At 67.8% G+C, this 17,821-nt stretch carries 20 protein-coding genes; 9 read left to right on the top strand and 11 right to left on the bottom strand.

Features of this window, described 5'->3' with window-relative positions; translation table 11 throughout:
* The first annotated feature begins 93 nt into the window (after positions 1 to 93).
* Positions 94 to 555 carry an SRPBCC family protein gene (locus TL10_RS11185; protein WP_043985706.1) on the top strand — a complete coding sequence of 154 codons (462 nt, stop codon included), beginning with the start codon at positions 94 to 96 and terminating at the stop codon, positions 553 to 555.
* 52 nt (positions 556 to 607) lie between these two features.
* Here the strand turns inward: TL10_RS11185 and TL10_RS11180 are convergent, their stop codons facing one another.
* Complete coding sequence (locus TL10_RS11180; RefSeq protein WP_043399808.1) at positions 608 to 1,030, bottom strand: hypothetical protein; 423 nt, start codon at positions 1,028 to 1,030, stop codon at positions 608 to 610.
* Positions 1,031 to 1,124: 94 nt separating this feature from the next.
* Positions 1,125 to 1,544: an Rv0313 family protein gene (locus TL10_RS11175; protein ID WP_043399918.1), complete on the bottom strand. Its 420-nt coding sequence runs from the start codon at positions 1,542 to 1,544 to the stop codon at positions 1,125 to 1,127.
* An 83-nt stretch (positions 1,545 to 1,627) separates the two neighbouring features.
* On the opposite strand from TL10_RS11175, the gene TL10_RS11170 reads away from it, so the two are divergent.
* The 3 genes from TL10_RS11170 to TL10_RS11160 all read left to right on the top strand — a co-directional run bounded on the left by TL10_RS11170 (position 1,628) and on the right by TL10_RS11160 (position 3,481).
* Positions 1,628 to 2,440 carry a nuclear transport factor 2 family protein gene (locus TL10_RS11170; RefSeq protein WP_043985759.1) on the top strand — a complete coding sequence of 271 codons (813 nt, stop codon included), beginning with the start codon at positions 1,628 to 1,630 and terminating at the stop codon, positions 2,438 to 2,440.
* A gap of 78 nt (positions 2,441 to 2,518) precedes the next feature.
* On the top strand, positions 2,519 to 3,055 hold the full coding sequence (locus TL10_RS11165; RefSeq protein WP_231575656.1) for a hypothetical protein: 537 nt from the start codon (positions 2,519 to 2,521) through the stop codon (positions 3,053 to 3,055).
* A gap of 51 nt (positions 3,056 to 3,106) precedes the next feature.
* The gene (locus TL10_RS11160) at positions 3,107 to 3,481 is read left to right on the top strand and encodes a DUF732 domain-containing protein (RefSeq protein WP_043399813.1); all 375 of its coding nucleotides are present in this window, start codon (positions 3,107 to 3,109) and stop codon (positions 3,479 to 3,481) included.
* On the opposite strand, the gene TL10_RS11155 is transcribed toward TL10_RS11160, so the two are convergent.
* Both TL10_RS11155 and TL10_RS11150 read right to left on the bottom strand, forming a co-directional pair.
* The gene (locus TL10_RS11155) at positions 3,464 to 4,261 is read right to left on the bottom strand and encodes an SGNH/GDSL hydrolase family protein (protein WP_082067921.1); all 798 of its coding nucleotides are present in this window, start codon (positions 4,259 to 4,261) and stop codon (positions 3,464 to 3,466) included. The two genes, TL10_RS11160 and TL10_RS11155, sit on opposite strands and share 18 nt — an antisense overlap.
* A 46-nt stretch (positions 4,262 to 4,307) precedes the next feature.
* A complete protein-coding gene (locus TL10_RS11150) occupies positions 4,308 to 5,102 on the bottom strand; it encodes an LmeA family phospholipid-binding protein (protein ID WP_043985756.1) in 795 nt (264 codons plus the stop codon).
* A 103-nt stretch (positions 5,103 to 5,205) separates the two neighbouring features.
* Here TL10_RS11150 and TL10_RS11145 point away from each other — a divergent pair, with 103 nt between their 5' ends.
* Complete coding sequence (locus TL10_RS11145) at positions 5,206 to 5,964, top strand: class I SAM-dependent methyltransferase (protein ID WP_043985755.1); 759 nt, start codon at positions 5,206 to 5,208, stop codon at positions 5,962 to 5,964.
* An 11-nt stretch (positions 5,965 to 5,975) separates the two neighbouring features.
* Here TL10_RS11145 and TL10_RS11140 read toward each other — a convergent pair whose 3' ends face one another.
* From TL10_RS11140 to malQ, 7 genes are all read right to left on the bottom strand, one after another.
* Positions 5,976 to 6,434, bottom strand: a complete 459-nt coding sequence (locus tag TL10_RS11140; protein WP_043985705.1) for a nuclear transport factor 2 family protein — start codon at positions 6,432 to 6,434, stop codon at positions 5,976 to 5,978.
* Positions 6,425 to 7,312: an LLM class F420-dependent oxidoreductase gene (locus tag TL10_RS11135; RefSeq protein ID WP_043985704.1), complete on the bottom strand. Its 888-nt coding sequence runs from the start codon at positions 7,310 to 7,312 to the stop codon at positions 6,425 to 6,427. The genes TL10_RS11140 and TL10_RS11135 overlap by 10 nt, the downstream gene beginning before the upstream one ends.
* On the bottom strand, positions 7,312 to 8,577 hold the full coding sequence (locus TL10_RS11130) for a serine/threonine-protein kinase (RefSeq protein WP_043985703.1): 1,266 nt from the start codon (positions 8,575 to 8,577) through the stop codon (positions 7,312 to 7,314). Before TL10_RS11130 ends, TL10_RS11135 begins: the two co-directional genes overlap by 1 nt.
* A gap of 31 nt (positions 8,578 to 8,608) precedes the next feature.
* On the bottom strand, positions 8,609 to 9,670 hold the full coding sequence (locus tag TL10_RS11125) for a PDR/VanB family oxidoreductase (protein WP_043985702.1): 1,062 nt from the start codon (positions 9,668 to 9,670) through the stop codon (positions 8,609 to 8,611).
* A gap of 41 nt (positions 9,671 to 9,711) precedes the next feature.
* Entirely contained in the window at positions 9,712 to 10,611 is a 900-nt protein-coding gene (locus TL10_RS11120; RefSeq protein ID WP_043985701.1) for a metal-dependent hydrolase, read from the bottom strand.
* Between the two features lie 162 nt (positions 10,612 to 10,773).
* Positions 10,774 to 11,226 carry a hypothetical protein gene (locus TL10_RS11115; protein ID WP_043985700.1) on the bottom strand — a complete coding sequence of 151 codons (453 nt, stop codon included), beginning with the start codon at positions 11,224 to 11,226 and terminating at the stop codon, positions 10,774 to 10,776.
* A gap of 56 nt (positions 11,227 to 11,282) precedes the next feature.
* Positions 11,283 to 13,430, bottom strand: coding sequence for a 4-alpha-glucanotransferase (malQ, locus tag TL10_RS11110; protein WP_043985699.1), 2,148 nt, complete (start codon positions 13,428 to 13,430; stop codon positions 11,283 to 11,285).
* Between the two features lie 124 nt (positions 13,431 to 13,554).
* Between malQ and TL10_RS11105 the strand changes: the two genes are divergently transcribed.
* The 4 genes from TL10_RS11105 to TL10_RS11090 all read left to right on the top strand — a co-directional run bounded on the left by TL10_RS11105 (position 13,555) and on the right by TL10_RS11090 (position 17,820).
* Positions 13,555 to 14,424 (top strand): sterol desaturase family protein, encoded by an 870-nt coding sequence (locus tag TL10_RS11105; RefSeq protein ID WP_043985754.1) that lies wholly within the window; start codon positions 13,555 to 13,557, stop codon positions 14,422 to 14,424.
* A 162-nt stretch (positions 14,425 to 14,586) separates the two neighbouring features.
* Positions 14,587 to 15,195, top strand: coding sequence for a LysM peptidoglycan-binding domain-containing protein (locus tag TL10_RS11100; protein ID WP_043985698.1), 609 nt, complete (start codon positions 14,587 to 14,589; stop codon positions 15,193 to 15,195).
* 178 nt (positions 15,196 to 15,373) lie between these two features.
* Positions 15,374 to 16,051: an Rv1815 family serine proteinase gene (locus TL10_RS11095; RefSeq protein ID WP_043985697.1), complete on the top strand. Its 678-nt coding sequence runs from the start codon at positions 15,374 to 15,376 to the stop codon at positions 16,049 to 16,051.
* 290 nt (positions 16,052 to 16,341) lie between these two features.
* Positions 16,342 to 17,820 (top strand): FAD-binding protein, encoded by a 1,479-nt coding sequence (locus tag TL10_RS11090; RefSeq protein ID WP_043985696.1) that lies wholly within the window; start codon positions 16,342 to 16,344, stop codon positions 17,818 to 17,820.
* Position 17,821: the final 1 nt, after the last annotated feature.

Genomic DNA, 17,821 nt, shown 5'->3' with positions numbered 1-17,821 from the left:
GTGGCGCAGAAGTTCGAGTGGCCTGCACCCTCAGTTCAGGGGCAACGCCGGTATGCGTGCTCAGGCTGTTCACTCTGCGCCTACGGTGAGCCGATGTGGATGTCCCGGTCCCGGTTCGAGCTGTGCGAAGAGGTGCCGGGGGCGCCTGACGACGTCCGTACCTTCTATACAGATCTCACCAACATGAAGCTGGTGCATCCGCTCGTGGTGGCGGTGGACCGGGTGGGCGATCGGCAGGACGGCCGGGGCCATCAGCGTGACTACCGGGTGCGGGACCGCATCCCGTTCGGCCCGCTCAGCCTGGCGGTGACCTATCGAGCCACAGTGCTGATCGCGCCCGACGGCGTCGTGCACACCGAGGCGCGCCAGTTTCCGAGAGTGCGGCTCACCGGCACCGTCACCTTCGTGCCTGCCGGCGCGGGCACCACAGTCACAGAGACAGTAGATATAGCAGCGCCCCGACCACTCGCGGCCTTCACTGCCGAGCAGGCAGAAAAAGCGCACGCGGCGATGCTGGTGGCCATTCGGCGCCACTTCGAGAAAAGCCGGACGTGAACCGTCCGTGGAATCGGCTGACGGCGCCTAGCTGCGCCGCGTCAACCGCGCGTCAGCTGGGGAAGAACCCGTCACCGGTCTTGAAACCGGGCTGCCAGCCCTGCGCGCCAAGGCACAGCAGGGGGCGGCCGTCCGGAGCCTGGGCCGCGGTCTGCGGTCCCGGGCACGGAGAACCGATGTCCTTCACACCCTGGATCGCATAGGAGTAGCCCCAGAAACCGGTGTCGACCGGCGGCCACTGGTTCGGGATCCAGTGGCAGGCCATCGATGCGCCGCCCGGCCCACGGCCGAAGATGAAGATGTCGTGGCTGTCGCACGGTGCGCCGTTGACCGCCTGGTAGTTCATGCCAGGGACGTCGGTGGGGTACCGGCCGGGATCGTCGTTGCCGCCCAGTGCCGGATCGGCGCTCGCGAACGGTGCCAGCCCGATGGCGGTTCCGGCGATCGCTGCGGCCACCGTCAGTACCCGAAACATCCTGGTCATCTCCCCTCGCACTGCTGCCACACGACAATGTGGCAAAGCGTAGCGTGTCAGCCGCGTCGCCGGGGATATTGTCGGCAGGTCAATATCAGTGCGGTTCGTGCCGCGGTGTCTGGTCGTCCTGAGGCTGCGGCGCCGTCTGCCCCGCCTGCTCGGGCGCATCCAACACGCTCACCCCTATGCCGTACGGCAGGAACCTGACCTTGCGGGAGGGATCGGTGTTGTTCTTGTTGGCCCGCAGGGCCTCCAGCTCGGAGGGATAGACCTCCTCGACGTGGGCCCCGCCGTCCGTGGCCACGGTGTAGACCACCCACACCCCATCGCCGGTGTCGCCGGTGGTCTCGGGTTGTGTGGCGTGCCGCGGCGTCCGGGTCAGGTCGTTGACCACATTGGCCCAGGCGGCGCCGCGGCCGAGGCGGTCGAATACGCCACGGATGCCCTCGCCTGTCTCGCGCAGGACGCGATCGAACTCTTCGGGATCGATGCCGAACGGACCGCTGTTACTCATACCGACAAGTGTGCGCGACATCGGCGACATCTGCCACGACCATCCCCTCGCAGCCGAACTCGGCGGTGGTGGACGATGGAGGTATGCCCGTACCGCAGTCGCCGACCCGCGACGACCTCCTGGCCACAGTCGAGCGCTCGCCCGCGGCAACGGCCGCGCATGACAAGGCTGCCTGGGTTGGTCTGTTCAGCACCGACGGACGCGTCGAGGACCCGGTCGGCTCCCGGCCGCACGTCGGACACCGCGCCATCGGGCAGTTCTACGACACCTTCATCGGGCCGCGCACCATCGTGTTCCACCGCGACGCCGACATCGTCGTCGGCAACACCGTCGTGCGCGACCTGGATCTCGAAGTGCACATGGGCGCCAAGGTGCAGCTGCGGATTCCGGTCTATCTGCAATACGACGTGGTCGCCGAGGGGCCCGATCCGTCGCTGAAAATTGCTCGGCTGCAGGCATTTTGGGAGCTGCCGGGAATGGTGGCGCAGTTCCTGCGATGCGGCGCCGCGGCGTTGCCTGCCGGATTGGGGTTGTCGGGGGCGCTGCTCCGCAATCAGGGACCCGGGGGTGCGGTTGGTTTCCTTGCTGGTCTGCGCACCGGGGGCACTCGGGCAAAGCGGTCGCTCACCGCGCTGCTGGCCGACGCGGCGACCGGCGACGCGCTGGCCGTCAAGCGGCGGCTCAGCGAGCCGGCGCAGATCACCCGTGGTCCTGATGCCCGGCTGAGTGTCTCCGAACTGGTCGACGAGCTGACCGGAACCCGGGTGGAGAAGGTCATCGCCGCGGGCCGGTACGTCCTGGCCGGGGTCCGGCGGGACGGCTACCGCGGGGTGGTCATCGCGGAGCTGGCGCCCGGCGGTCGGGGTATCAACGGCCTGCGACTCTTTGCCGAATGAAGGCGCCAGTTGCCGAGGCTTCGGCCCCAGACATGAGAACGTAGTCACACCATGGCAGTTCAACCCCAACATGAATACATGTCCTACGAGGAATTCGGTCGACGATTCTTCGAGGTCGCGGTCAGTGAGGAACGCGTCGCGGACGCGATCGGCGGCATCGCCGGTGAAGCCTTCGACATGGGTCCCATCGCCCAGGGGCCCGGAGGGCTCGCGAAGGTCACCGCACGCGTCCAGATCAAACACCCCGTGGTGGCCCGGACGCTCGGTGAAGAGATCACCTTTGCGATCCGCATCCCGCTGGAAATCGACATGACGCTCGACCTGCGCATCGACCGGCCCCGGTTCATGGTGTTCGGCGAGATCAATCTGACCGCGACCGCGCGGGCCGCGCACCCGCTGCTGCTCGTCATCGACGTGAAGACGCCACGCTCGTCGGACATCGCCATCCACGTCACGTCGTCGTCGATCCGCGCGGAGCTGTTGCGTATCGTCGCCAACGTCGACGGCGAGATCCGGCGCTTCATCGCCCATCACGTGGCAGGCGAGATCAACGGCGCAGATGCCAAGGTCATCGACATCGGAACCCGGATCGCGAGCGCCTGGACCGGCGTCTGACCCCGCCGCGCAGCGGCATCGGCAACCGGCTTCCCCTATGATGCAGGGATCATGAAGAGCACATTCGGTACCGCCATTGCCATCGCAGCTACCGCCGCCGGCATCGCCGCCAGCCTGGTCACCGCTGGTCCGGCGAGCGCGGACCCAGGTGTCGACGCCTTCAACAACGCGCTCGGCAACGCCGACATGATGCTGCCGAACGGCTCTGATCCGGTCGCGCTGGGCCAGTCCGTATGCCCGATGCTGGCGCAGCCCGGCCAGACCCTGGCCGACGCCGCTGGGAAGGTCGCCGACGCGTCCGGTATGTCTCTCGGACCGGCCACCATGTTCACCGGCTTCGCGATCTCGTCGTTCTGCCCGGGAGTCGTCGGTGCGCTCGGACGTGGCGAGTCGCCGCTGCCGCTGGGGCTACTCGGCCTCGGATAACGCCGGTCGGACGTCGAGCGGCGCCATCACCGGGCGTTTCGGCTCGAGTCCGGTTCCCCGGGAACTGCCCAGCGTGTGTCGCCACACCCAGGGCATCAGCATGTTCTGGGCCCACATCAGCTGCGAATACATCCGCTCGCGCAGTCGCGGCAGCACGAGTTCGCCCTCGACCTCCGCCCAGCTGTGATCACTGTCCGGCAAATCCAGCGCCTCGGCAGCGGCGTCGGCGAACAGTTGATGGCCGTGCGGGGAGCCGTGCACCCGATCGATGGCCCAGGTCGCGGGATCCAACATGGAGGTGGCTGCCGACAGATCGACCAGGCGGAAGCCGAAATGTTTCGAATCGGTCCGGATCACCTCGTTGATCCGGCGCAGCCGGCCGCTGAGCACCCGGCCGACCGGCAGGATGCGGGCGATATCGGGAAATGTCGTGGTGACCACCGTCGCGCCGGTGGCTGCGAGCTCGGCGTGTACGCGCCGCATGTCCGCCAGCGCCCGGTCGAAGCTGCGAACCGGCCGCGTGACGTCGTTCATCCCGATGCAGCTGGTGATCAGGTCGGGGTTCATCGTCCGGGCCATGGGCAGTTGCCGCTCCAGCACGTCGCTGATACGGCGGCCCCGCACAGCCAGGTTCGCGTACTGCAGTCCAGGCTGTAATGCGTTGAGTCGCCAGGCCAGACGGTCGGCGAAACCGTGGATACCCGTGGTGTCGTCGCCGTCCAACAGGCCCTCGGTCTGACTGTCGCCGAGCGCGACATATCGGAAATAGCCGATGGTCACGTCCGTGACTGTAGTGAACGACCGGCAGATCTTCAGCGCAGCGCGCTCAGCCGGGCCAGATCACGTCGAGGGGACGGCCCACCACACTCAGCTGGTTGATCAGCTCGTCGAGCACGGCGCGCGGCACGTCGAACTGCCATTGCGGCAGTGTCGCACTGACGCGCACGACACCCGGGCCGAGCTCCACCGAGGTCAGGGTGAGGCCATAGGGCAGCTCGGGCAGCCGGACCGGGTACGCCGGGGCGAGCCCGGGCACCGGAACCCGGGTGGAGCCCAGCGTCAGGCCGCGGGGCTTGAGCCACAGCGTGTTGCCGTGCAGCTGAGGATCCACCTCGACGAATCCGGACCGGAAGCGCGACAGCCGGATTCGGGCGACGCCGTCGTCGCCGATCTCGGTGCTGACGCGCGGTTCGGCGGCCCGGATGAGTTCATCGAGCGAGCCGGACGGAATCTCGACCGTCAACTCCACCGGCGCGGCGACCAGCATGGGCGGCACCGACGGCCGCACATGCAGGTTGTTCAGCTTCGCCGCGATCGAATTCAGTTCGGTACCAGCCCATTTCACCTTGTTGGCGGTGATGTTGACGGTGCCGATGTGGCCGACGGCGAAGATGCTGGCGTCCCACCGCGAGTCGAACTCGGCCACGGTGAGGGCGAGGTCACTGGTGCGCAGTCGGACCGTGATCCGCCGCCCGATCACCAGTGGCCGCACCGTCAGCAGCGCGGTCCGGTACGCCGCGGCCGCCCCGGTGCTCATCGGCAGCACCGCGGCGGTCGACACCACCGAGGTGAACAGATCGAACGGTCGGAGCGGGTCCCACCGGCGCGGCGGACGCGTCATGGGCTCCAGCATGCCTGGCCCCGGTGCCCGCGCACCAGTCGGCGTCGGTGAACAACCGGGAGCGGGCGCCCGGTAGCGTCGAGTCGTGGCTGAGTCTGATGAGCTGTACCGGCAACGCGACCGCGCTGATTCTTTCGGCGGCGCCGCCCGGTCATATGACCAACATCGGCCCCGGTACCCGGAGCCCATGCTCGACGAACTGGTCGGTGTGGGTTCTGTCCGGGTCCTCGACGTCGGCGCCGGGACCGGGATCGCGTCCCGCCAGCTGATCGCGCGCGGAGCGGAACTTGTTGCACTGGAACCGGATCCGAGGATGGCCGAGATCGCCGCCGAGCACGGGGTGCCGGTCGAGGTGGCCACATTCGAGGACTGGGACGACGCCGGCCGGACGTTCGACGTGGTCCTGTTCGCCCAGTCGTTCCACTGGGTCGACCCGGCGGCGGCGCTGCCGAAGATTCGCCGGCTGCTCGCCCCGGGCGGGCGGCTGGCACTGGCGTGGAACCGGCTGTTCCCGGTCCAGCCCTCGCGCGCGGACTTTGCGGAGGTGTACCGCGACTTCCTCGATGCCGCTTCACCTTTGGTGACCGCGACACCCACCGGTGGGACGGGCTCGGGCATGGACAGCGCCGACGTGGTGACAGACCTGGAGTCCGCCGGATTCGTGGTGCAGCAGCTGACCTACGAGCGCGGCGAGCAGTACAGCCGCGAGCAGTGGCTGGATCTGGTGTTCACCTACTCCAACCACCTGGTGCTGCCCGCCGACCGGGCCGCGGAGCTGCGCGCCCGGCTGGGTGCGGTGATCGGTGACGGCGGGGTGCAGGTCGGCGGGGACACCCTGCTGATCGTCGCGCAGCCGGAGTAGCTCCCGCCGCGCTAGTCCCGTAGGCGACGCACGGGCCGGGTCTCGATGGCGTTGAGAGTCAGGGCGCGGCGTCGGATGCGCCAACCGTCATCGGTCTGGACATATTCGTCGTCGTACCGCAGGTGCCACACCAGATCGGTGACGTCCGTGAGGTCGGCGCCGCGGGTCCAGTGGTGGGCGACGCAGGCGATGCGGCCGCCGGCGTGGTCCGTGGCGTCGGTGTAGACCTCGCCGACGATCTCGTGCTGGGTACGGGCGACGCCGGACAATGCGGCCATCGCGGCGCGCACGCCGTCGTGCCCGTGCTCGGGCCGTACCGGGTCCAATGACCTGGGTGGGTCAGGCAGCACCAATTCCGCTGTGCTGGTGAACAGTTCGACCACGTCGTCGAAACGACGATCGTCGACGGCGGCGGCGTAGCGATGCACCAGATCCGCCAGATCCAGCCGATCGGCCACGGTCAGGGGCACGGCGTGAGCCCGAGTCGCTCGGCGCACGCCGACAACATGTCCTTGGCCTCGTCGATGTCGGTGACCGGCGGCATGGCCAACACGACACGGTCGGCGCCGAGGTCCGCCAGCCGGCCCGCGCGGTCGGCGTCGACCTTGGTCACCAGGTGCCCGAGAGAAAGCTCGAGGGCGTCGGGATCACGGTCGGCCCGCTCGGCCGACTCCCGCATCAAGGTGATCAGCTCCGTCAGTTCCGCTCCGGCGACGCCCAGCGGCTGCAAGCCGTCGCCGCGTCGGCCGGCCCGGCGGGCCGCGGCCCGGCTGTGTCCGCCGATGTGGATCGGTATCGGCGACACCGGCTTGGGATAGCAAGCGGCATGGGTGAACTCGAAGAACTCACCCGAGTGGTCGGCGCCGTCCGGTTGGTCCGACCACAGCAGCCGCAGAATATCGATCTGCTCGTCGGCCCGCCGGCCGCGCGCGTCGAATGGGGCCCCACAGGCTTCGATCTCCTCGCGCAGCCAGCCCATCCCGACAGCCAGGCGAATCCGTCCGCCGGACAACACATTCAGCGTGGCGACACGTTTGGCCAAGACCACCGGATGGTGGTTGGGCAGCACCAGCACCCCGGTTGCCAGGCCCAACGTGCTGGTCTGCCCGGCGAGAAACGCCAGCAGGTCCAGCGGATCCGGGACCGCGCAGTCGGCGGGGATGTCGACCCGGCCCGACGCGTCGTACGGATACACGCTGGAGTATTCGGTCAGCAGTACCGTATGTTCCACGGCCACAATGGATTCGAAGCCGCAGCTCTCCAAGTGCCGGGCGAACTGCGTCATCCAGACCGGGTCGGCGGTGACGCCCGCGGCCACCGGCGCGACCACGGCGAACTTGGGTGACATCAGCGCCTCCGCTCGCTACGGCGAATCTCTTCCCAGCACTGCAGCCGCGTCATGCCGGTCCGGTCCATGCATTCGCGGATCGGCGTTTCCTGTTCTGGCGCAGGCGCGTCGGTGGTGGTGGCAGTGGACGTCGGTGCGGCTGTGGTGGTCTCGACCGTGACGGTGCTGGTGACAGTGGTCTCGGTGCTCGACGGCGTCGTGGTCGTCGGGGGAGCCGTGGTGGAGGTCGCGGCGGGGCGCGGCGGTGTCTGCTGCTCGTCCTTGGCGCGCGTGAATTCGACGGCTGCGAAGACCAGCGCGGCGATCAACAGCACCGTCAGCACGACGGGCAGGATCAGCGACCGACGCGACCTCGGCTGGTTGGCCGGCTGCAGGATCTCGGTTGCGCCGGTCTGGGCAATCGGAGCCAGTGTGGTGGCATCGACGCCCGCCACGCCCAGTCCGTGCTGCAGGGCACGGGCGAAGTCGGTGCATTTGTCGAACCGGTCCTTGGGATCCTTCGCCAACGCTTTGGCGAACACCGGATCCAGGGCCGCGAGATCGGGCCGGCGCTGCGAGAGCGCCGGAGGGAGAGTACTGAGATGCTTGCCGATGATCACCGCGGCATTGGAGTTCTCGAACGGTGGCGCGCCGGTGAAAAGCTGAAAGGCGGTGGCCGCCAGGGCATATTGGTCGGCGCGACCATCAATGGCGCTGCCCGTCAGCTGTTCCGGAGCGGCGTAGAACACCGTGCCGACCGTCATGTTCGTCGCGGTCAGACCGGCGGAGTCGTCGGCGCACCGGGCAATGCCGAAGTCGGCCAACTTGATTCGTTTGTTCGCCGGATCGGTATCACTGATCAGGATGTTGGCCGGCTTGACGTCCCGGTGCAGGAGGTCGTGCTGATGGGCGTAGTCGAGCGCGCGGCCCACCGCACTGATGATCTCCGCTGCTTGATCGTCAGACACGCCGCCGCTGCTGCGGAGCAGGCGGCTGACATCGGTGCCGTCCACGTACTCCATCGAGATCCACAACTGACCGTCGAACTCGCCGCGGTCGTACACGCCCACGATATTCGGATGGGACAGCGCGGCAGTCAGATCGGCTTCGCGCAGGAACCGCTCGCGGAACTCCTGGTTGGTCGACGTCTCGGGCCGCAGCACCTTGACCGCATCCTGGCGGGGCAGCCGTGGGTGCTGGGCGACGTAGACCTCACCCATTCCGCCGGACCCCAGGCACCGGATGATGGTGTATCCGGCGAAGTCGGTTCCCTCGGCCATTGGCATTGGGGCATCGTAAACCGAGCCCGTCCAGTGGCTAGAGGTCCAGGGTCAGCGGGCCGTCGCCCTGGGCGCGGGACACACAGATCAGCGCCTGCCCGGCATCGCGTTCGGTCTCGGTCAGCAATCCGTCGCGGTGGTCGACCGCACCCGCGAGCACCTTCACGCGGCACGTGCCGCAGAAGCCCTGCTGACACGAATACGGTGCGTGCACACCGGCTTTGATCAGGGCCGTGAGCAAGGTTTCGTCGGCCGCGACGGCGACGGTCTGCCCCGTCGAGGCGAGCTCGACCTTGAACTCGTGGCCATCGGTCACCGGGGGTGCGGCGAAGCGTTCGAAGTGCAGCTCGATGTCGTCCGCCCCGACCAGCCGGGCGCGGATCGCATTCAGCATCGGTGCCGGCCCGCAGGTGTACACGGAGGTGCCGGGGCGGCAGTCGCCCAGCAGGTCGTCGGCCGTCGGCAGGCCGTCGACGTCGTCGGTGCGGATCTGCACCCGGTCGCCGAACCGCGTCAGTTCCTGCAGGAACGGCAGGCTGTCGCGGCTGCGGCCGACGTACAGCATCGACCAGTCGATGCCGAACTGCTCGGCACGCGCCAGCATGGGCAGGATCGGGGTGATGCCGATGCCGCCGGCGATGAACCGCAGCGTGCGGGTCGGCGACCCGAAGCCGGGCACCGCCAGCGGGAAGGCGTTGCGCGGACCGTTGGTGGTGATCACGTCGCCGATGGCGAGCTGGTGTGCCTCGATCGAGCCACCGCCGCCATCGGGTATGCGCCGCACGGCAATTCGGTACGAGCCCTGCACGTCAGGATCGCCGCACAGGGAGTACTGGCGGACCAGACCGCTCGGCAGGTGGATGTCCAGATGCGAACCGGGGTGCCAGCGGGGCAGCTCGGTACCGTCGGCGCTGACGAACGTCAACGCCACCACGTCTTGATCGTGCGCGACCACCTGACGGTCGGCGATCCGCAACCGGATGGTGCGTTCGACGACCTCGGGCACCGGCGGCTTCCGCAGTCGCGTCGACACCCAGAACGTGCTGCTGACGACGGCGTCGGCCGCCGTCACGAGCAGGTCGTGCGGCAACAGACCCATCACGCTGGGCGGCGCCAGACGTGACCGGAAGCGGCGCGCCCTCACAGGTGTGCGGCGCGGGCGGCGGGCGAGGCGGCCAGATACGCCACGGCCTGTGCGGTCGAGCCCATGTCTTCCGGGCTGTAGCTCGGCTTGAAGTACACCAGCGTCTGGATGAGCAACAGGTTCCGGTACTTCGGCAGGAGCCCCAGCTTGGAGTCGCGCATGCGCAGGCGCTGCGACTTCCACCAGCCGAGCTTGAGCTGCGGGTCGCTCTTGACCAGGAACCGCATGCCGCGCTGGAAGAACACGTACATCAGGACCGCCACCACGCTCATCGCACGGATGCGGTCGAAGTAGCTGTTCCGGAAGTACATGGCGACCTCGTGGGCCACCGAACGGTGCTCCACTTCCTCGGCGCCGTGCCAGCGGAACAGGTCGACCATCACGGGGTCGGCGTCGTAGTTGTCCCAGGTGCAGTTCAAGACGAAGTCACCGAGCACCGCGGTGTAGTGCTCGACGGCCGCGATGAACCACAACCGCTCGATGAGGTTGTTCATCTTGCGGCGCGGGTCGGTCGTCTTGGCCGGGGCCAGGATTTCCTCGAAGACGAACTCGACCTGATCCAGCATCGGCGTGACGTTCATGCCGCTGCGGACCAGGTAGTCGTTCATGACGGTGTCGTGGGCCTCGGCGTGCATGGCCTCCTGGCCGATGAAGCCGCGGACGTCGTCGGCGAGCTTCGGATCCTTGATCAGCGGGAGCGCTTCGTTGAAGGTCTCGATGAACCAGCGCTCACCGGCCGGAAGCAGGATGTTCAACAGGTTCACCACATGCGAGGCGACGGGGTGGCCGGGAATCCAGGACATCGGCTTGTCCGCGGTCTCGAAAGCCACGTTTCGGGCCTGGATTTGCACCGGACCCGGGTCGACCTCGTGGGTGAAACGTTGTGGTCGCAGCATGGAACAGCTACCTCCGGATCCTCAAGCGTCGTTGCGAGTGGATTCAGTGTAAGCGTTTTATGTGGGAACGGCGGTACTGGGTTTTGCCGAAATACGCCGAAACGGCATTCCAGCAGTCAAAAACGGGCTGATGACCTGCTGGAATGCCGTTTGGGCAAAAAGTTACATACCGGGGATCGACATGCCCGGCTGCGGGCCGACAGGCGTCGCCTGCACGGTCGTCACACCGTTGGAGCCGACGTGCGGACCCTGCGGGGCGCCCGGAGCGCCTGCTGCGCCGCCACCGGAGGCGGGCGCACCGGCAGAGGCGTTCTCGACGGCCTTCGTGGTGCAGTTCAGCATCAAGATGACGCGGCCATGGCTGCCCATCTTCTCCTGATCGACGATGCACTGCGCCTGCGGCACGTCGCTGCCCACCGAGCCGCCGAAGGTGGCCTTCACGCCCTGGCTCTTGAGAATCGACACAGCCCGCGCGTACGACTCACCCACCACATTCATGGAGCCGGAGCCGCCGGGATCGGACGCGGCCACGGACGAGCCGAACACCGCGGTGGCACCTACCGCCACTGCACCTGCTGCCACGGCACCGGCCGTCAGCATCTTCAGCTTGTTCACCTGACCTCCTCGAGTACAGCGAAGATAGCGCAGATCACGGGGTGGAGAAACTCGAATCAACCCAATCCCGGTGTCACCGCGTCGCCCATCACCTGCGCCAACGTCGCTGCGCGCGGGTCGGAAAACAGGTCTTCGAGGAGGATTTTGCGGCCGTCGGGACCGGCGAGCGGCACCCGCCAGTTCGGATATTCGTCACTGGTGCCCGGCTGATTCTGGGTCCGCACGTCGCCGACGGCGTCGGGCAGGGCCAGCGCCAGCAGCCGCGACGGGGTGCGGGTCAGGTACCGGTACAGGGCCAGGACGGTCTGGTCGGCATCGATCGCGTCGGGGGCGTTCGGCGGCAGCAGCCCCGCTGCCCGCAGGACGTCCAGCCAGCGCTGCTGGTCGGCGTGATCGGCCGCGACCTCTTCTTTGTAGGGGCGGGTCAGCAGACCGAGGTCGCGGCGTAGCCGCAGATGCGCGCCGGCCAGATAGCCGGCCGTCGGCGGCAGGTCGTGCGTGGTCACCGCCGACAGGCAGTACTCACGCCAGCGCGGCGCGGGCAGCGGGCCGCCGTCCCGATCGGCTTCGAACCACAGGATCGACGTGCCCAACAGGCCGCGGTCACGCAGGTAGTCGCGAACCCATGGCTCGACGGTGCCCAGATCCTCGCCGACCACCACCGTGCCGGCCCGGTGCGCCTCCAGCGCCAGGACGCCGATCATCGCCTCGTGGTCGTAGTGGACATAGGTGCCGTCGACCGGCGTCGCACCCTCGGGGATCCACCACAGCCGGAACAGGCCGATGATGTGGTCGATACGGACCCCGCCGGCGTGCCGCAGCACCGCCCGGACCACGGCGCGGAACGGCTCATAGGCTCGCTCGACGAGTTCGTCGGGGCGCCACGGCGGCTGGGACCAGTCCTGCCCGAGCTGATTGAACTCATCCGGCGGCGCCCCGGCCGACACCCCGGTGGCCAGCACGTCCTGCAACGCCCAGGCGTCGGCGCCGCCCGGATGCACGCCCACTGCCAGATCATGGACGATGCCCAACGACATCCCGGCCTGGACCGTGGTGGCCTGCGCCGCGGTCAGCTGATCGTCGAGCTGCCATTGCAGCCAGCGGTGGAAATCGATACGGCTGTCGTGCTTTTCAGCGAAAGCCCGCACCGCGGGATGGTCGGGGTGCTGAAACTCCGCGGGCCAGTCGCGCCAGTCGGCGCCGTGCTTTTCGGCTAGCACGCACCACGTCGCGAAGTCGTCGAGCGTGCGGCCGGTGCGTCGTCGGTACCCGTCGTAGGCCAGCGCGCGGCCGGCCGATCGGTTGGCTCGGTACACCTCTTTGAGCGCATTGCGCTTGGACTTCCAGGCCGCGTCCCGATCGATGAACTCGTTCCTGTCGGCCCGGGACTGGGCGTCGACCCGGGCCTTGCGCAGTGTCGCCGGCGTGCGGACCGCGGTGTACTCCGGGATGGCCTGCACCCGCAGATACAGCGGGTTGGCGAACTGGCGCGAGGTCGGCAGGTACGGCGACGGCTCCATCGGGGCCACCGGACCCGCCGCATGGAGGGGGTTGACCAGGATGAAATCCGCGTGGTGCCGGGTGGCCGACCAGACGGCCAGGTCCGTGAGGTCGGTGAGATCGCCCGTGCCCCAGGAGTTTTGCGAACGCACGCTGTAGAGCTGGGTGGCCAGGCCCCAGGCCCGGCCGTTGCCCAGCCGGCTCGGCAGGGCCAGAGCATCGGGGGTGACGATCAGGACGGCGTCGGCGTCCGCGACGGTGCCGGCCTGGACGTGCAGCCGGTGATAGCCCAGTGGGAGATCAGCGGGCAGCTCGAAGGTCGCCTCGCCGATCAAGCGACCATCGAGATTGAACGGCGGCCGGTTGTTCTCCAACTGGCGCAGCCCCGCCCGCACCGAGCCGTCCTCCAATCGGATCCACACGCCGACGGGCGCGCCGTGGGTGACGTGCACCCAGAAGCTCGACGGCTGACCCGACCGGGCGACGATCGTGGGGGACAAGGTGCGCTGCCAATACGCGCGTTCGTGATCGGCCAGGGCCGCCGCGCAGGCGTCGTCCGAATCCGCCGGTATGCCCAGGGCGCCGAGGACGGCGACCAGCGTCGCGGCGGCGACGGCGTGCTGCGCACCGCTCCAGTCGACGTACTCGGTGGCCACACCGTGGCGTCGGGCGAGCTCGACGAGCGACGCGGTGCGATCAGTCATGCGCGCCATCTTGCCGCGATTCGGAGCACCATGGGAGCTGAGGCGCGGACAGAACGTGCCGCGATACGCTGCGCGCGGAGGTGTCGACGTGAGTTCCGATCTGCTGTCCGACGTGCTGCCGACCATGTTGCACGACCCGGTCTCGTACGCCATTCCGTTCTTCGTCGTCGCGCTGCTGCTGGAGTGGGGCGCGGCCCGCAAGCTCGCGTACGACGAACAGCCGCGGCCGCCGTCCGGCGCCTACCTGCGCGCCGATGCCTGGGCCAGTATCTGGATGGGCGCGGTGTCGCTGTTCACCAGCGGTGTGCTGAATTTCCTTGCGCTCGTCGGCTATGCGGCCCTCTATGTATATGTCGCGCCGTGGCACCTGCCCGGGAACGCCTGGTACACGTGGGTGATCGCGATCCTCGGCGTCGACCTGATCTACTACACGTACCACCGGATGGCCCATCGGGTGCGGCTGTTCTGGGCCACGCATCAGGCGCACCATTCCAGCGAGTATTTCAACCTGTCCACCGCGTTGCGGCAGAAGTGGAACCCGTCCGGGGACCTGTTGATGAAGGCGGTGCTACCTGCGCTCGGGGTGCCGCCGTGGATCGTGTTCGCCAGTTTCTCGGTGAATCTGGTGTACCAGTACTGGATTCACACCGAGCGCATCGGGAAGCTCTGGCGCCCAATCGAATACGTCTTCAACACGCCGTCGCATCATCGGGTGCACCACGGCCGGGACCAGCAGTACCTCGACAAGAACTACGGCGGGATTCTGATCATCTGGGACCGGATGTTCGGTAGCTTCACGCCCGAGACCGCGCGGCCGAACTATGGCCTGACCAAACCTGTTGGTACGTACGATATCTGGAAGCTGCAGACGCACGAGTACTTCACCATGGTGCGAGATGTGCGTGAGGCCAACGGATTCGGTGATCGGCTGGGTTATGTATTCGGCCCGCCGGGGTGGCAGCCGCACGGTCCGGAGTCCGCTCCGGTTCGCTGACCGGGGCATAAATGCTGTCAGTGCGCTGTGATTCCTCCGCGATAACTCATTGTTTGCGAACTGTTTTGATTTTTGCGAGCGCAAACCCTGACGTGTGGCGGAACCGTCGGTACTGTCGGTGAGCGACAGGGGTGAATCGCAAACCAAAGGAGCTGGACTTTCATGGGTGACACACTTCAGAAGGGCGAGAAGCTCGACGTCGGCCAGTCGCTGACGTCGAACAACGGTGCCTACCGTCTGGTCCTGCAGGACGACGGCAATCTGGTGCTGTACACGGGGGAGCAGTCTGTGTGGGCCACCGGCACCAACGGCCAGGGCGTCCAGCGTGCCGAGGTGCAGGACGACGGCAACTTCGTGCTGTACACGGCGGACAAGCCGGTGTGGGCCAGTGACACCAAGGGCGCGGACAACGTCCGGCTGGTGCTGCAGGACGACCGCAACCTGGTGCTGTACAGCGGCGACGACGCCAAGTGGTCGTCGGACACGCACACCGACGAGGTGCCCGCGGCGCCGGTCGAGGCTGCTCCCGAGCCGGTGGTGGTCGAGGCCGTTGCCGAGCCGGTCGCCGTCGAGGTCGTTGCCGAGCCCGAGCCCGCCCCGGCGCCCGAGGCGCCGGCGGCACGCACCTACACGGTGCAGTCGGGTGACACCCTCTGGGCCATCTCCGAGCAGTTCTACGGCGACGGTAGCCGTTACCCGGAGATTGCCAGTGCCAGCGGGATCGACAACCCAGACCTGATCCAGCCCGGTCAGCTCCTGACCATTCCCTGACCTGGACGGACACTGGCGGCCCGGATCGAAAGATCCGGGCCGCCAGTGCATTTCAGGGGCGGCTTGTTTGCTGGTGTGCGGCCGGTGCCGGTGCGTCGGCAGACACTTTCCCGTCCCGTGTTTCGGACGTGCGGGGTAGGCTGGCGCGACGTCCGTCCCGAGGTGATGGGAGAAGGTCATGTTTGTGGGGGGTTTGCGGGCCGCGGTAATCGCGGCGGCCGCGGTGCCGATGTTCGTTGTCGGCGGCCCGACGCCGGTCGCGGCGGCGGATCCCGGAGTGCTGGTGTACCCGGGAATGGAGATCCACCAGGGCACCACGCGCTGCACGCTGGGCTATGTGGACCCGGCCGCGCGGACCGGCTATACCGCTGGCCACTGCCGGGGCAACGGCCCGGTGACCGACAAGGACGGCCGTTTCATCGGCACCATGATCACCTTCCGGGACAACACGCCCGACGGCGCCACGATCGCGACCGACCACCAGATCTCCGACTGGGAGTCCATCACCATCGCCGGCGACGTCATGGTCAACAACATTCTGCCGGGCGGGCGGATGCTGGTCACCGACCCCGCGGTGAATCCGCAGCGCGGCGTACCCGTCTGCCACTTCGGCGTCGTCACCGGCGAGACCTGCGGCACCGTCGACGCGGTGAACAACGGCTGGTTCACCATGTCCAACGGCATCGTCAGCCAAAAGGGCGACTCGGGCGGCCCGGTGTACACGATCACCCCGGACAACCGGGCGGTGCTGGTTGGCGTGTTCAACAGCACCTGGGGGCATTTCCCCGCGGCGGTCTCGTGGAGCGCGACCGACCAGCAGACCAATGATGCCGTCGTGCAGCAGGCCGGCGGCTAGCGACCCCGGCTCTGCGCACGTTGACCCTGTACGGAGGGCGCAGAAGTGCGAGTGGGCGGCGCCGTGGTTTCAGGGTGAACCGTTGCTTCGGCGTGCTCGCGTGTTGATGCTGCACTGATGGCGGCCTCGGCCCGGTGTATCGCGGCGTACCTGGGTGAGGAAGGAAACTAGAACACGTTCTAGCCATGGCCCTCATCCGACGTTATTGTCTAGTCGATCATTGATCAGACACGTGTCCAGGTTGCCCGAACGACCGCGCTGGACACACTGAGACCGGCCCAGGAGAGACGATGCAAACAGTTCCCGAGACCGTCAACGCCGCCGACGTCACCGATTGGTCCGACGAGGCCGACGTCGTGGTGATCGGCTTCGGTATCGCCGGTGGCTGTGCCGCGGTCAGTGCTGCCGCCGCCGGCGCCAAGGTCCTGGTGCTGGAGAAGGCGGCCGCCGCGGGCGGCACCACGTCCATGGCCGGCGGCCACTTCTACCTCGGCGGCGGCACCGCCGTACAGCAGGCGACCGGCCACGACGACAGCGCCGACGAGATGTACAAGTATCTCGTCGCCGTCGCCCACGACCCTGAGCACGACAAGATCCGCGCCTACTGCGACGGCAGCGTCGAGCACTTCAACTGGTTGGAAGACTTGGGTTTTCAGTTCGAACGCAGCTACTACCCGGGCAAGGTGGTGGTGCCGCCGGGCACCGAGGGCCTGTCCTACACCGGCAACGAGAAGGTGTGGCCGTTCTGCGAGCAGGCCAAGGCCGCGCCCCGCGGGCACTCGGTCCCGGTGCCGGGCGAATTGGGCGGCGCGGACATGGTCATCAAGCTGCTGCTGAAAAGAACGGACGAACTCGGCGTCGAGATGCGCTACGAAACCGGCGCGACCAACCTCGTGGTGGACGAGCAGGGCCGGGCGGTCGGCGTCCGCTGGAAGAACTTCGGAGTGACGGGCGCGGTCAAGGCCGGCGCCGTCATCATCGCCGCCGGCGGCTTCGCGATGAACCCGGAGATGGTGGCCGAACACACGCCGGCGCTGGGCCAGAAGCGAAAGACCAAGCACCACGGCGAAGTTGAGCCCTACATCCTCGGCAACCCGAACGACGACGGGCTGGGCATCAAGCTCGGCGTGTCCGCCGGCGGCGTCGCCAGGAATCTGGACCAGCTGTTCATCACGGCCGCCGCCTACCCGCCGGAGGTCCTGCTCACCGGCGTCATCGTCAACCAGAATGGCCAGCGGTTCGTCAACGAGGACTCCTACCATTCGCGCACTTCGGCTTTCGTGCTCGAGCAGCCCGACCAGGTGGCCTACCTGATCGTGGACGAAGCGCACACCGAGATGCCGGCGATGCCGTTGATCCGGTTCATCGACGGCTGGGAGACCGTCGCGGAAATGGAAGCGGCGCTGGGCATTCCGGCCGGGAACCTGGCCGCGACGCTGGAGCGCTACAACGCCAACGCCGCGGCAGGCGGCGACCCCGACTTCCACAAGCAGCCGGATTACGTTGCGGCCCAGGACAATGGGCCGTGGGCGGCATTCGACCTGTCGCTCGGGCGGGCCCTGTACTCCGGGTTCACCATGGGCGGCCTGTCGGTCAGCATCGACGGCGAAGTGCTCCGCGAGGACGGCAGCGCCGTGCCGGGCCTGTACGCGGCGGGTGCGTGTGCCTCGAACATCGCGCAGGACGGCAAGGGCTACGCCAGCGGCACCCAGTTGGGTGAAGGGTCGTTCTTCGGCCGCCGGGCCGGAGCCCACGCCGCGGCAAGGTGAT

Origin of the sequence: Mycolicibacterium llatzerense (assembly GCF_000878195.1) — a bacterium.
In the GTDB taxonomy this organism is placed as follows: Bacteria; Actinomycetota; Actinomycetes; order Mycobacteriales; family Mycobacteriaceae; genus Mycobacterium; species Mycobacterium llatzerense.
This window is presented reverse-complemented; position numbering and strand designations above follow the sequence as displayed.